This window comes from Stutzerimonas kunmingensis (assembly GCF_900114065.1).
In the GTDB taxonomy this organism is placed as follows: domain Bacteria; phylum Pseudomonadota; class Gammaproteobacteria; order Pseudomonadales; family Pseudomonadaceae; genus Stutzerimonas; species Stutzerimonas kunmingensis.
Genome location: NZ_FORS01000003.1, coordinates 58,830 through 72,950, shown reverse-complemented (window position 1 = coordinate 72,950; position 14,121 = coordinate 58,830). Strand labels below are relative to the sequence as shown.

Here is a 14,121-nt window from a genome sequence, read left to right as displayed (position 1 = left end):
GAACGGCAGATCGGGGATTTTCGACGCAAGAGCCATAACGGCGCGTAACGCCCACGGCAACAGGCCGCGCCGTTTCGCTTGTTCAGTCGGCCAGTTCCGAAAGCCTGGCTTCCCGCTCGTCGGCAGGCAGTTCGGTTAGCGCCGCAACCGCCCGGTGAAAGCGCGTCCAGTCCCGCTCGCACCGCTCGAACAGAGCAGCAAAGGCCGGTACCCAGCGGTCATACAGGCCGAACGGCAACAGCGTGGCGTTATTCAGTGGCTGGGCGAACCAGCGATCGAAGCGCGCATCGCCGTTCCACTGGCTGTCACGCAGATGTCGATAGCGCTGACGCAGCGTCGCGAACTCGGCCTGCTTCAGCGCGCGCAACTCGGTTGTCGAGCGACCCGAGGCATACAGCTGGTCCAGCCGCTGGCGGGTATCGAGTAGCAGCTCAACCAGTTGCCGATAACGCACCCGCGCCTGTTCATCCCGCTGCGGCAGGTCGCGATGGGCACGCCACTGGCGCAGGCCCTCGCGCTCGACGAAGGTGGCGTAGGACTCGTTGAAGGCGGTGTCGCCGGGCAGATACAGCTGCTGATGAGCCAGTTCGTGGAAGATCAGCGCCGCCAGCTGCTCGTCGTTGCGCCGCAGCATCGAGCTGAGCAGCGGGTCGGCGAACCAGCCCAGCGTGGAATAGGCCTCGACGCCCGCCATATGGGTATCCAGCCCGCTCAACCGCAGCCGCGCCGCCTCGCCGCGTGCTGCGCCCTGGCGAAAGTAGCCGCGATAGGCAACGCAGCCGGCGATGGGAAAGCAGTGCTCCAGCGGCTTGACCGAGAACTCCTCGGTGGCGAACAGATTCCACACCACATAGGGCCGACCGAGTTCGGCGTAGAGCCGATAGCTATCGTTGTCCGGCAACTCCAGCGCCTGGCTGGCGAAGCGACGCGCCTGCAACACCTCGCCCAGCCGTTGGCGCAACGCCGCATCGCGCGATTCATCGACGATCAGCGCCTCGATGGGTTCGCGCTGGCGCAGCAACTCCAGCTGGCCGGCGGCGAGCTGGCCGTAATAACTGCAACCATTCAGACAGACGGCAAGCAGCAGGGGAACCCAGCGCAGGCTGCGGCTGTCGATGGAGGCGGCGTTGGGCTTGGGCATCGGGTGTACCGCTCGGTGGTCGGGCTGGCGCCGGCGCGCGTAGCGCACCCTACAAAGGCCGTGCTGCCGATTGCAACCTGCGGCAGCCCATGACGTCCTCAATAGAACCCTTGCCGGCCACTGATCACCGGCTGGAGCCTTGTACATGCGCGGTTTCCTTCTCGTCACCCTGCTCGCCAACCTGGCCGGCTGCTCCATGTGGATGCCCAAGCCCGATCCCGAGCAGGCCTGGGTCGAGCTCAACCCGAACGGCGAGACCCAGCTGCAGGCGGTCGCCGTGGACGGCAAGACGCTGGAGGACGATCGCTATTTCCAGGTCCCGCCCGGCAGCCGCAAGCTGGAGATGCGCTACCGCTTCGAGGTCAATGGCGCCAACGTCGGCCCCGGCAGCAACCCGCTGCCTCGCGACTGCAAGCTGACCCTGGAATACGACAAGTTCACCGCCGGCGCGCGCTATCGCCTGGTGGCCGGCGGCTATGGCTTCCGTCCCTGGGCCAAGCTCTACGACCAGCACCAGTACGTGCTGGCCCGCGCCGAGGAAAAGGGCTGCGGCGACCTCGCCGGCCGCTGAGTCCGCGTTGAAATGCGCCGTCATCTGGCGCACCCTCGGCAGCATCGGTGAGGCGCAGCGCGTCTCACCCCGCCATTCGCCGAGGATCCAGCCATGCGTCGCGCACTCCCCCTCGCCCTGCCCGCCCTTCTCGCCCTGGCCGGCTGTGCCGGGCCATTGCCGCAACCCGACCCGAACATGGCCTGGGTCGACATGACCGCGCAGCCCAGCGACATCTTCATGTCCGACCAGCTGGACGGCAAACGCACCCCCGACGGCCGCTATTTCCAGGTCCCGCCGGGGGCCCATGAACTCGAAGCGCGCTACGAATTCGAAGTGACAGGGGGCGACTTCGGCCTGTTCGGCGAAACCCACACCATTCGCTGCACCTTGGTGATCCGCTACGACGACTTCCAACCCGGCCAGCGCTACCTGTTCCAGGCCCGCTCGCTGGGTTTCACCCCGCAAGGCTGGTTGCGCGACGAACAGCGCAACGTGCTGGTCGAGGCCGAGGCCGAGCATTGCCACTGAGCCCGCTCGCACCCGACCGCCTTACGTCATGAGGTAAACGATGTCCCGCATTGCAAACACCCGCTTTTCCGCTCTCGACCTGGCGCCGATCCGCGACGACGGCACGCCGGCCCAGGCGCTGCACAACGCCCTGGCCCTGGCGCGCCATGTCGAGGGGCTTGGCTTCCAGCGCTTCTGGGTGGCCGAGCACCACAACATGGACGGCATCGCCAGCGCCGCCACCGCGGTGTTGCTCGGCTACCTGGCCGCCAACACCACGCGCATCCGCCTCGGCGCCGGTGGGGTGATGCTGCCGAATCACGCGCCGCTGGTGATCGCCGAGCAGTTCGGCACGCTGGAAGCGCTCTACCCGGGCCGCATCGACCTCGGGCTCGGTCGTGCCCCCGGCGCCGATCAGTTCACCGCCCATGCGCTGCGCCGCGACCGCATGGGCAGCGCCGACGACTTCCCGCAGGACGTCGAGGAGCTGGAGCTGCTGCTCGGTCCGCGACAGCCCAATCAGCGCGTCATCGCCATGCCCGGCGTCGACAGCAACATACCGATCTGGCTGCTCGGCTCCAGCCTGTTCAGCGCCCAGCTGGCCGCGGCCAAGGGCCTGCCCTACGCCTTCGCCTCGCACTTCGCGCCGCGCTACATGCACCAGGCGATCAAGCTCTACCGAGACAACTTCAAGCCTTCGGCGGTGCTCGACAAGCCCTACGTGATGCTCGGCGTACCGCTGATCGCCGCCGACAGCGACGAGCAGGCCGAGTACCTGGTGACCAGCGTCTACCAGCGCATCCTCTCGCTGATCCGCGGCCAAAGCCTGGTGCTGCGCCCGCCGGTGCAAAGCATGCAGGGCCTGTGGCTGCCGCATGAGCAGCAGGCCGTGGGCGACTTCCTCGGCCTGGCGCTGATCGGCGGCCCGGAGAAGGTTCGCGCGCGTCTCGACGTACTGCTCGAGCAAACCCAGGCCGACGAGCTGATCTTCACCTGCGACCTCTACGAAACCGCCGACCGCCATCGCGCCTTCGAGATCGTCGCCGAGCTGCGCCAGTAGAAAACCGGCCGCTGCCCTGACCGGCGGCGGCCTACCTCGGCCCTGTCGGCGAACCCTGCCGCCGGCCACCGTTCCAATGGCACACACCCCTGGGCGCAACACCGCGCCCCGCCATCGGAACACGCATGAATTTTCTCGAATGGATGGCCGTGCTCGGCGTCCTGCTGCTGATCCTCGCCCTCGCATCGGCCTTCCTGCGCTGGCTGCCAATCACCACGTCCCTGATCTACCTCGGTTTCGGCGTACTCATCGGCCAGCTCGGCATCGGCCTGTGGGAGATGGAATTCCTGCATATCGCCGGCTGGATGGAACACCTCACCGAAGTCGCCGTGCTGGTGTCGCTGTTCGTCAGCGGCCTCAAGCTGCGCATGCCGCTGCGGCATCCGGCATGGAAGAGCGCCTATGTACTGGCCGGGCCGGTGATGCTCGCCTGCATCGGTGGCGTCACCTTGCTCTGCCACTACGTGTTCGGCCTGAGCTGGGGTGTCGCGGTGCTGATCGGGGCGATTCTGGCGCCCACCGATCCGGTGCTGGCGAGCCTGGTGCAGGTCAACGATGCCCGCGACAGCGACCGCCTGCGCTACGGCCTGTCCGGTGAAGCGGGCTTCAACGATGGCACCGCGTTTCCCTTCGTGGTGTTTGGCCTGATGCTCATCGCCCAGGGCCAGCTAGAGGCCGACTGGGTCGGCGAATGGGCGCTGCACCGGCTGCTGTGGGCGGTGCCGGCGGGGCTGCTGATCGGCTTCCTGCTGGGCAAACTGGTCGGCCGCGTGGCCATCTACCTGCGCGCACGGCATACCGATACCGCCATGTCGCCCAACGACTCGCTGGCCCTGGCGCTGATCGCGCTGGCCTACGTCGGCGCCGAGCTGGCCGGCGCCTGGGGCTTTCTCGCCGTGTTCGCCGCGGGCCTCGGCCTGCGCCACGCGGAAATCGCCGCCGCTGACGACTCGGAGACGCCGTCCGAAGAGCTGATCAACGACGCCGTGCCGCACCTTGCCGAAGGCGGCCTGGCGCCTCGCGCGTTGTCGCTGGATGACCGACAGCTGGGGCAACCACGGGTCGCCGCCGGCGTGCTGATGGGTGATGTGCTGGCGTTTGGCGGGCAGCTGGAGCGCAGCCTGGAAGTGTTGCTGGTGACCATGCTCGGGGTGCTGGTCTCGGTGCACTGGGACTGGCGTGCAGTGCCGCTCGGCCTGGCGCTGTTCCTGCTGATTCGGCCGCTGAGCGTGATGCTGCTGATGCCGCGGCGCTACCTCGACCGCGCCCAGTGCCTGACAGCGGGCTGGTTCGGCATACGAGGTATCGGCAGCCTGTATTACCTGAGCTACGCGGTGACCCACGGCCTGCTGCCGGACGAAGCGCAGACCATCATCGGCCTGGTGTTATCGGTGGTAGCGCTGAGCATCGTGCTGCACGGGCTCAGCACCCAGCCTTTGCTGCGTCGCTACGAACGCAGCCGCGGCGCCGCCGACTGACCGGCGGCCGCGCGTGGCGATCAGCTGTTCTCGAGGCGGAAGCCGACCTTCATGGTCACCTGGAAGTGACCGACCTTGCCGTTCTCGACGTGGCCGCGAATCTCGCCGACCTCGAACCACTCGACGTTCTGCAGCTTGCTGCTGGCTTCGGCGATGCCGTTCTGAATCGCTTCGTCGACGCTGTTGCGCGAGGAGCCGACGATTTCAATCTTCTTGTACGTGTGATGATCCGACATAGAACTTTCCCCTTCTGGTCTGAAGAGCCTCCGCTCGGTAATGACGCTTCCTGTTGATTGAGGCCCGCAGAGCGGCCCGGAAGTTCAGCGGAGCGGTCGATCCGCCGATGGCGGGCGGCGAATCACCCTGGTGGATAACGCGCAGCTTATCCACGCGGTTCCCGGCACGCTCACTCCACGCGCCGATAGCGGTAATGCTGCGGTTTGAACACCTGATTGAAATGCCGACCCAGCGAGTCGGCTTCGAGCAAGGCCTGCACCGCTTCGGGCGGGACCTCCTCATAGCGGTACAGCGCGCCGCTGCTGAATTCCACTTCCAGCACTTGCTGCTCGGGGTCGTAGCCAAGCGAGCGCAGGCTGCGCGAGGTCACCGCTGCGCGTTTCATGCGCTCGGATCGGCTTGCTGGGCGAAGCCGTCGGCCTGCATGCGCCACAGCGCATCGAACTCACCGCCGTGGCGGCGCAGCTCCTGCGGCGGGCCGTCTTCGACGATGCGGCCGTCACGCAGCACGATGATGCGGTCGAAGCTCGCCAGCGTGGACAAGCGGTGCGCCACCGCGACCACGGTGCGGTTATGCACCAGGTTGTTCAGCGCCGCCTGGATCTCCGCTTCGGAATGGGTGTCGAGCGCCGAGGTGGCCTCGTCGAGAATCAGGATCGGCGCATCCTTGAGGAACGCGCGGGCGATGCCCAACCGCTGGCGCTGGCCGCCGGAAAGCATCACGCCGCGCTCGCCGACCAGGGTGTCATAGCCCTGTGGCAGCTCGCGGATGAAGGCGTCGCAGAAGGCGCTGCGCGCGGCCTGGATCACCTCTTCATCGCTGGCATCCGGGCGGCCATAGCGGATGTTCTCGCGGATGCTGCGGTTGAACAGCGCGGTTTCCTGCGGGACCACGGCGATCTTCTCGCGCAGGCTGTCCTGGCTGACGCTGCGGATGTCCTGACCATCGATCAGGATGCGCCCGTCACGCACATCGTCGAGGCGCTGGATCAGGTTGATCAGGGTCGACTTGCCGGCCCCGGACGAGCCCACCACGCCAACCTTCTGCCCGGCCGGAATGTGCAGGTCGAGGTGGTCGAACACCGCACCACGGTCGGGGTAGCTGAAGCAGACGCCGTCGAAGGTGATATCGCCCTCGGCCAGCAGCAGCTGGTTGTCCGGGTCTTCCAGGCCATGGGGCTGAACGATGATGCGCAGGGTGTCGTCGATCGCACCGAGCTGCTGAGTGGTGTCCACCAGCGCCAGGGCGAGGTCGCGCGAGCCGTGCAGGATGCGGAAGGTCAGCGCGCTGACCAGCACCACGTCGCCGGCGGTCACCGAGCCGTCGACCCACAGGCTGATCGCCCAGACGAGCATGCCGCCGGCCATCACCGACAGGCAGATGTCGTGCATCACCCGTGCTTTTTCCAGATACATCCAGCTGCGCCGCTGGGCGCGGGCCTCGTAGCCGATCTCGTGGGCCAGGCGTTCGGCCTCGCGATCGCGGGCGGAGAACGCCTTGATCGTCCAGACGTTGGAGACCGCATCCACCAGCTCGCCGCCGACCCGCGCCGACTGCGCGGCGAAACGCTGGTGTTTGGCCCGCCCGCGAATGCCGAAGCCGGTGATCAGCGCGGCGACGATGGCGACGAAGACGATCAGCGCCAGCGCCATCTGCCAGCCGACGGTGAACAGCACCACCACGGCGCCGAGGAAGTCGACGATCGGCGGCACGATCTTCCACGCCAGCCCGCCATAGATCGAACCGGCCGCGGCGCCCAGGGCGGAGATACGATTGCCCAGCGAGCCGGCGAAATGCTCGGTGAAATAGCGCATCGGGTGGCCGGTCAGGTGCTTGAACAGGTCGACGCGGATATCCACCACGCTGGCCACCACGGTGCGACAGCCGAGCCAGCCGCCGAGGCGCCACAGCACGTTTTCGCTGACGATCAGGCCGATGAACAGCCCCAGCGGCCACCAGACGTTGGCCGAGCCGCGATCCGCAGTGCCCTGGGCCATGGCATCGACCAGCAATTTCATGCCGTACTGCACCGCCACCGCGCAGCTGGCGGCACCGATGATCAGCGCCAGCAAGCCACCGAAATGCCAGGGCCGGGCACAGATGTAATGCCAGAGAAAGGCCACCGGGCGGCTGGGTAGCGGCAGCTCGTCCGGTTTGGCCTGAGGCACGGCGGCCGCCTGGTTCATGGCGTGGCTTCGGCTAGCTGTAGAGTCGGGCTGGAGTGGCTGAAACGCATCTGCTGCAGCCGCAGTTCATCAGCCAGCCCTTCATGCACGCAGCGCTTGCCGTTTTCGTCGGGAAAGCCGAACAGCCCGACCGGGCAGTGCCGCTCATCGGTCCAGCCCGGGTAATCCAGCACCGGATACAGGCAGATGCCTTCCACCGGCACCCCGGCCTGCATCGCCAGACCCGCCTGCTCGCTGACATAGCGCAGCCAGTCCCCGCGCACGTCGCCTTCGGCGCCGGTTTCGGCTATCAGCAACGGCCTCCCATAACGCTGATGGATTTCCCGCAGGATGCCCTTGAATGGTCGGTAATCCGGGTTGTCGCGCTCGATGGTACGGCCATCACCGTGGTACCACTGGTTGTTCGAGTAGTAGTTGATGCCCAGCACGTCGAGGTACTCCGGCGCGCCGCCAAGCCCCGGCCATTGCTCGCCGCATAGCATGTCCCAGGCCTCGAATTGCGACTGGCGGAAACGCTCGGCGTCGCGCTGTGGGCCGGGTCGGTCGTTGCCCGCGACCACATGGATGGCCGGATCGACCTGGACGAAGCGCGCCCGTGGCTCGACCGCGCGGATCGCCTGCATCGCGGCGATGGTGGCGCGCACCAGTTGGTGCTTGAGTTCGAAACCACGGCCGCGGGCCATCGGATTGAAATAGGCCTCGTCGCCACCGGCCCAGGCCCAGAAGGAGATTTCGTTGAGCGGCGCATAGAACGGCACCTCGCCGGTCTCGTCCTTGATCAGCTGCGCGGCCGCGGCGGCATAGCGCGCGAAGCGCTCGACGAACTGCGGTCGCCAGATGTCGATGTCGTCCGGCCAGCCGTAATGGCACAAATCCCAGATCACCTGGGTGCCCTGGCGCTGCGCCGCCTGCAGCATCGGCAGGAAGCTCGACCAGTCGTACTGCCCCGGCGTGCGGTCGATCAGATGCCAGCGCAAGCCGTCGCGCACACTGTGCAAGCCATGCCGGTGCAGCTCGGCATAATCGTGGGCGGCCCAGCGGTCATGGCCGGTCGCGGCGATCAGGTCGAGACGCCGACCGTCGCTACGCCGGTGGTTGGAACACTCGAAACCGCCAAGGAAAAAACTCTTGAACAGGGAGGGATGGTGCATCGTTTACCTCATGGATGACTCGGTGGCCGCCCGCGTGGCCGAAGACTCGCCGGCGCGCGGCGAGCCTCAGGCATAACGACCGCTGCGCTTCAGCCGAGTTGCTCGGGCACCGCTTGCGGCTGCGTTGCCAGCTCGGCTTCCTCGATGCGCTTGTACAGCGCCAGCGCCTGCCCGACTACCTGATCCATGTTGTAGTACTTGTAGGTGCCGAGGCGGCCGACGAAGGTCACGCCGGGCGTCTGGTCCGCCAGCTGCTGATAGCGCTTGTACAGCTCGGCGTTCTCCGGCCGCGGGATCGGGTAGTAGGGATCGCCCTCCGCCGAGGGGTACTCGTAGGTGATGCTGGTCTTCGGATGGGCCTGCCCGGTGAGGTGCTTGTACTCGCTGATGCGCGTGTAGGGCACATCCTCGCTCGGGTAGTTGACCGTACCTACCGCCTGGAACTGCGCCTGCTCGAGCTGCTTGTGCTCGAATTTCAGCGAGCGGTACGGCAGCTTGCCGAAGCGGTAATCGAAGTATTCATCGATGGGGCCGCAGAAGATCAGGTGGTCGTACTGAACCTCGTCGCGGATCTCGCGGTAGTCCGTGTTGATCATCACCTTGATGTTCGGATGCGCCAGCATCTTCTCGAACATCTTGGTGTAGCCGTACTTGGGCATCTGCTGGAAGGTATCGGTGAAGTAGCGGTCGTCGGTGTTGGTGCGCGTGGGGATGCGCGAAGTCACCGACTTGTCCAGCTGCGACGGGTCCAGTCCCCACTGCTTGCGGGTGTAGCCGCGGAAGAACTTCTGGTACAGCTCGCGGCCGATGCCGTTGATCACCACGTCTTCGCTGGTCTGGATGTTCTCCACCGGCTCGGCACGGCTGGCGAGGAAATCTGCCGCTTCCTCTTCGGTGGTCATGTTCAGACCGTAGAGCCTGTTCAGCGTGGTCATGTTGATCGGGATTGGTACTTCCTGCCCGTCCACTTGCGCCAGCACGCGATGCTCATAGGGGCGCCACTCGGTGAACTGCGAGAGGTAGTCGACGATGCGCTGGGCGTTGGTGTGGAAGATGTGCGGGCCGTAGCGATGGATCAGCACGCCGGATTCGTCGTGATAGTCGTAGGCGTTGCCGGCGATGTGCGGGCGCCGGTCGACCACCAGTACGCGCTTGTTCAAGCCCCTGGCCAGCCGCTCGGCGAGCACGCTGCCGGCGAAACCGGCACCGACGATCAGGTAATCGAAGCCACGCCTGCGCGCCTGCGGCTCTTCACCGGCACCACCGCCGAGACGTTCCGGGTTGCTGTCTTGCGGGGTCATATCGCGCATTGCATCTTCTCCTTCATCAGGCTCCAGGTGTGGTCCCAGGACATATCACCGAGGATCTCGTCGGTCTTGGCCAACAGCGCATCGCGGTCCTCGGCATCGGCCAGGGCGGCTTCTGTCGCGGCGACGAACGCCTCGGCACTGTCGGCGATGCGCACGATGCCGGTGTCACCGTAGGTGCGCACCACGTCGGTGATCGGCGTGGACACCACCGGGCAACCGCCGGCGAGGTATTCGGGGGTCTTGGTCGGGCTGATGAAGCGGGTCGATTCGTTCAGCGCGAACGGCATGATCGCCACGTCCCAGCCCGACAGGTATTGCGGCAGCTCGTCGTAGGTCTTGCCGCCGAGGTAGTGGATGTTGTCGCGGCGCGGCAGCTCGGCTGGGTCGATCTTGACCACCGGGCCGATCAGCACGATCTGCCATTCCGGCTTCATCCGCGCCACCTGCTCGATCAGCTCGAGGTCCAGGCGCTCATCGATCACCCCGTAGAACCCGAGGCGCGGATGGGGAATCTCTGCCTGGTCGTCCGGGTCGTGCTGCGGCCGGCGCGCGGCGGCGAAATGCTCGACATCCACGCTGCTGGGGAGCGGATGCGCATTGTCGTGACGCTGGCGCTTGGCTTCATAGAGGCTGTAGCCGCCGGTAAAGACCAGATTGGCGCGACACATCAACTCCACTTCGCGCTCGATCAGCTGCGGTGGCGCACCGCGAAAGGCCGAGAGTTCGTCCATGCAGTCGTAGACGATCAGGTTCGGTGCCAGATGATCGGAGAACGCCAGGCTCATCGGCGTGTAGTACCAGAGCATCAGCTCGCTGACGCCGAGCTTCTCCATGTAGTCATCGAGCAACTGGCGCTGCACGCGGGTTGCATCCTCCCCCTCGCAACCGGCGGGCAGCCGCGGGATCAGCACCTGCACGCCGTTCTCTTCGGGTCGCACTTCCAGCCAGGGTTCGGCGTCTTCTGTGGGAATGGGTTCTTCGTGGAAGAGCACGTTGTAGTCGCGCGTGAAGCGCGACATCAGGTGCTGCGGGCGCTGGTAGACGAAGCTCCAGCGCAGGTGCGAGAGGCACAGCAGCGTCGGGATCTGATCGTCGAAGACCACTTCGGCCGGCGCCTTCTGCGCGTTGCGGGATTTACCGATGTCGTACTGGAACGGGCCGGCCCAACTCATGTAGCACCTCATTTCGGTAGCCGTGCCCGGGCGTTCCTGCCCACTCACCATGCCACGTCGATGCCAGCGCTGCCCTGCGTAAGGCGTGTCATCGCGCCACGACTACGAGCCGTCAGATGCCCTGCAACCCGCGTCGTCCGCCGGTAGTGGACGGCAATCGGCGGTTCGGGTTCCCGCCAATCATCCGATAGCGCAGCCCGTCGGCCGTCCGGCGGCTGGATGGAACTCGCCAGAACCTTGCCCCGTCCGTATCAACAGGACGCCTTAACACCGGCACCGGAACCACGCGCGCAGCTCGTCGTCGCCGCCCCGTTCCGTTTCGCCGATTCCAGATTACGGAGACTCATGCAGCGCCATTCACTGGCCAGCCGCAGTGTCCCGAGCGTGTCGAAAAGACAGCGAATGCGGAGGTAGACAGATGATTCTGGTAACAGGAGGGGCCGGCTACATCGGCTCACACGCGGTGCTCGAACTGCTGCAGGCCGGGCATGAAGTGCTGGTGCTGGACAATCTGTGCAACAGCTCGCAGGCCGCTCTGGACCGAGTCGAGCAGCTCGCCGGGCGACCGCTGCAGTTCGTCAGGGGCGATGTGCGCAACCGCTCGCTGCTCAAGGCGCTGTTCGCTGCCTACCCGGTCAGCGCGGTCATGCACTTCGCCGGGCTCAAGGCGGTTGGCGAAAGCGTGCGCGAGCCGCTGCGCTACTACGAAACCAACGTCGGCGGCAGCATCGCGCTGTGCCAGGCGATGGCCGAAGCCGGCGTGTTCAAGCTGGTGTTCAGCTCATCGGCGACGGTCTACGGTGAATCGCCGGTGATGCCGATCACCGAGGACCGCCCCACCGGCGTGCCGACCAACCCCTACGGCCAGTCCAAGCTAATGGCCGAGAACGTGCTCAAGGGCCTGGCCGATTCCGACCCGCGCTGGTCGATCGGCCTGCTGCGCTACTTCAACCCCATCGGCGCCCACGAGTCAGGGCTGATCGGCGAAGACCCCAACGGCGTACCGAACAACCTGCTGCCCTACATGCTGCAGGTGGCAGTGGGCCGTAGAAAGCAACTGAACGTCTATGGCAACGACTACCCGACCCCGGACGGTACCGGCGTGCGCGACTACATTCACGTTGTCGATCTGGCCAAGGGACACCTCAAAGCGCTGGAGCGACTGCAGCTGATTCATGGTATTTCCACGTGGAACCTCGGCACCGGTAAGGGCCATTCGGTACACGAGATGATCACCGCCTTCGAGGAAGTCACCGGGCGCCCCCTGCCCCACGTGATCAAGCCACGCCGCATCGGCGACATCGCCCAGTGCTGGTCGGACCCGACCAAGGCCGAACAGGAACTCGGCTGGCGCGCCGCAAAGGACCTGACCACCATGCTTGCCGACGCCTGGCGCTGGCAGAGCCGCAACCCGCGCGGCTACGCCGAGGAAAAAGTCGCCGCCGCAGAGGTCGCTTCGCAGACCGCCCTGGCCAGCTAAGTCCCGGTTGCCCGGACGGCGAAGGCCGCCCTATTGCCGGTCGATCTTATGACCAACGCCGGACAAGGACATCGCCGGCTCATCACCGCTCCACTGCAAGCGGTTGTCGATGCCATCCAGGGTGACCTGCGCCGGGCCGTCGAACGCCAGCTCCAGCCCATGCTCGGCGCCTGACACTTCGACGATCGCCGTCTGGCCACGCCCGAGGATGGTGGTGCGGATATGGTTCTTGTTGGTGTCCACGGTCAGGCGGTCGACGGACTTCGCCGTTACGCTGTTTCCGATGCCCGACACTTCCAGCGCGGAAGCCTTTTCAAGGCTGATCTCATGGTCTGTCCCGTAGACCTGCACCACACCACAGTCCCCGGTAAGGCTGATCTTGTTGGCGTTACCGGAGATGTTTACGTCCTTGCCAAGGCAGGGCACATCCCGTGACAGCTCGATGCCATCCAGTTCGATCGGTTGAGCATGGGCAGCCGCCGTCAACAGCAGGCCGGCCGCGAGCATCGCAGCAGAAGCGCAAGCATTCATTCGCTAAGTCCTTTCGAGGCAGAAGAAGGCATCGGAGAAAACCGCTGCGATCATTGATCGCTCCGCTGCCGTGCGGCGTAGGACTCGATGGCGACGACCGAGTTCAAGCCGCCGTGGGCGCGCGGTCAGGGCGAGTTGCGTCATGCAGCACGCGCGAGTAACCACCCGCTGTTCGCGCCCGTAGCGATCTGCGCTTTCCAATCGCCGCACTCATTTCAATGAACGTACCGCAGCCAAAGGAGCTTGTTCTGTGGGAGCGATCTCGATCGTGAATCAGGCCACGCCTGCTTTCCGCCTGGCTCTCTATCCGGGCTTCTCCGCACTGCGCAACTCGTCCCGCAGCCACGCCGCCAGGCGCTCGGCACGCCGATCAAGCCGCCGTGCCGGCACCCAGAGCGCCAGCCGGGCGCTGGTTTCGACGAAACCCCAGGGCGCGAGCAGCCGCCCCGATTTCAGATCGTCGGCGACCAGCTGCTGCGGCGCGATAGCCACACCCAGCCCCGCCAGTGCCGCCTCCAGAAGGAAGTACAGGTGCTCGAAGCTCTGCCCGAGGCGCAGCTGCGTGGGGTCCAGCTGCTGCCGGCGAGCCCAGCTCGGCCAGGCCTGCGGGCGCGAGGCGGTATGCAGCAGCGCTTCGTCGAGCAACGCCGCGGGCGGTGCGCTGCGCAGTTCGGCACAGCGCGGATGGTAGGGGCTGAGCACCGGGCCGATGCGCTCGACGGCCAGCTCGAACACCTGCATGTCCGCCGGCCACGGCGGCTCGGCGTACCACAGCGTGGCATCCAGCCCCGGTTTGCGTGGGTCCAGCTCGCCCTCGCTGGCGGACAGCTGCAGACGCAGCTCGGGCAGGTCACGATTGAGCCGATCCAGCCGCGGGATGAACCAGCGCGCCAGCAGGCTGCCGGGACAACCGAGGACGAACGGCGCCTCGGCCGTCTGCCGCTGCAGCTCGGCACAGGTGCTGCGCAGGCGCTCGAAGGCCTCGCTGGCGGCATCGCGCAAGCGCACCCCGGCATCGGTGAGTTTTACGCCACGACCTTCCTTGATGAAAAGGCCTATACCCAGCTGCTCCTCAAGCTGCTTGACCTGCCGGCTGACGGCCCCGTGAGTGACATGCAGCTCGCGCGCCGCTTCGCTGACACTACCCAGACGGGCGGCCGATTCGAAGGCGCGCAACGCGTTGAGCGGGGGAAGATCCTGAGCCATAAGCGTGAGTTTTCCTGACAGGTTGTGGAGATCTTATCGCTTTTAACCCGGCCCCCATAGCCGTACCCTGAGGCCATCGCATCATCCGTCGCCTGTGGCAGCGGTCTT

At 66.0% G+C, this 14,121-nt stretch carries 14 protein-coding genes; 5 read left to right on the top strand and 9 right to left on the bottom strand.

Going from position 1 to position 14,121, the window contains the following annotated elements; genetic code table 11:
• Nucleotides 1-82 precede the first annotated feature (82 nt).
• A complete protein-coding gene (locus BM275_RS08430; RefSeq protein WP_041013854.1) occupies nucleotides 83-1,141 on the bottom strand; it encodes an aminopeptidase in 1,059 nt (352 codons plus the stop codon).
• 145 nt (nucleotides 1,142-1,286) lie between these two features.
• Between BM275_RS08430 and BM275_RS08425 the strand changes: the two genes are divergently transcribed.
• From BM275_RS08425 to BM275_RS08410, 4 genes are all read left to right on the top strand, one after another.
• On the top strand, nucleotides 1,287-1,712 hold the full coding sequence (locus tag BM275_RS08425; RefSeq protein ID WP_041013853.1) for a PA0061/PA0062 family lipoprotein: 426 nt from the start codon (nucleotides 1,287-1,289) through the stop codon (nucleotides 1,710-1,712).
• Between the two features lie 93 nt (nucleotides 1,713-1,805).
• Nucleotides 1,806-2,222: a PA0061/PA0062 family lipoprotein gene (locus BM275_RS08420; protein ID WP_023446384.1), complete on the top strand. Its 417-nt coding sequence runs from the start codon at nucleotides 1,806-1,808 to the stop codon at nucleotides 2,220-2,222.
• Nucleotides 2,223-2,262: 40 nt separating this feature from the next.
• Complete coding sequence (locus BM275_RS08415) at nucleotides 2,263-3,261, top strand: LLM class flavin-dependent oxidoreductase (protein WP_090520642.1); 999 nt, start codon at nucleotides 2,263-2,265, stop codon at nucleotides 3,259-3,261.
• Between the two features lie 125 nt (nucleotides 3,262-3,386).
• Complete coding sequence (locus tag BM275_RS08410; RefSeq protein WP_052462847.1) at nucleotides 3,387-4,739, top strand: cation:proton antiporter; 1,353 nt, start codon at nucleotides 3,387-3,389, stop codon at nucleotides 4,737-4,739.
• Between the two features lie 20 nt (nucleotides 4,740-4,759).
• On the opposite strand, the gene BM275_RS08405 is transcribed toward BM275_RS08410, so the two are convergent.
• From BM275_RS08405 to BM275_RS08380, 6 genes are all read right to left on the bottom strand, one after another.
• A complete protein-coding gene (locus tag BM275_RS08405; protein WP_014818555.1) occupies nucleotides 4,760-4,975 on the bottom strand; it encodes a dodecin in 216 nt (71 codons plus the stop codon).
• Between the two features lie 170 nt (nucleotides 4,976-5,145).
• Nucleotides 5,146-5,361: a KTSC domain-containing protein gene (locus BM275_RS08400; protein ID WP_041013851.1), complete on the bottom strand. Its 216-nt coding sequence runs from the start codon at nucleotides 5,359-5,361 to the stop codon at nucleotides 5,146-5,148.
• Complete coding sequence (locus BM275_RS08395; protein WP_090520639.1) at nucleotides 5,358-7,163, bottom strand: ABC transporter ATP-binding protein; 1,806 nt, start codon at nucleotides 7,161-7,163, stop codon at nucleotides 5,358-5,360. Before BM275_RS08395 ends, BM275_RS08400 begins: the two co-directional genes overlap by 4 nt.
• Nucleotides 7,160-8,314, bottom strand: a complete 1,155-nt coding sequence (locus BM275_RS08390) for a glycoside hydrolase family 1 protein (RefSeq protein WP_090520637.1) — start codon at nucleotides 8,312-8,314, stop codon at nucleotides 7,160-7,162. Before BM275_RS08390 ends, BM275_RS08395 begins: the two co-directional genes overlap by 4 nt.
• A gap of 89 nt (nucleotides 8,315-8,403) precedes the next feature.
• A complete protein-coding gene (glf, locus tag BM275_RS08385) occupies nucleotides 8,404-9,624 on the bottom strand; it encodes a UDP-galactopyranose mutase (protein WP_167362155.1) in 1,221 nt (406 codons plus the stop codon).
• Complete coding sequence (locus BM275_RS08380; RefSeq protein ID WP_090520634.1) at nucleotides 9,612-10,796, bottom strand: glycosyltransferase family 1 protein; 1,185 nt, start codon at nucleotides 10,794-10,796, stop codon at nucleotides 9,612-9,614. Before BM275_RS08380 ends, glf begins: the two co-directional genes overlap by 13 nt.
• Before the next feature lie 418 nt (nucleotides 10,797-11,214).
• Here BM275_RS08380 and galE point away from each other — a divergent pair, with 418 nt between their 5' ends.
• Entirely contained in the window at nucleotides 11,215-12,276 is a 1,062-nt protein-coding gene (galE, locus tag BM275_RS08375) for a UDP-glucose 4-epimerase GalE (protein ID WP_090520631.1), read from the top strand.
• A 30-nt stretch (nucleotides 12,277-12,306) separates the two neighbouring features.
• On the opposite strand, the gene BM275_RS08370 is transcribed toward galE, so the two are convergent.
• Entirely contained in the window at nucleotides 12,307-12,807 is a 501-nt protein-coding gene (locus tag BM275_RS08370) for a DUF3060 domain-containing protein (RefSeq protein WP_090520629.1), read from the bottom strand.
• Nucleotides 12,808-13,110: 303 nt separating this feature from the next.
• On the bottom strand, nucleotides 13,111-14,013 hold the full coding sequence (locus tag BM275_RS08365) for a LysR family transcriptional regulator (protein ID WP_090520626.1): 903 nt from the start codon (nucleotides 14,011-14,013) through the stop codon (nucleotides 13,111-13,113).
• Nucleotides 14,014-14,121: the final 108 nt, after the last annotated feature.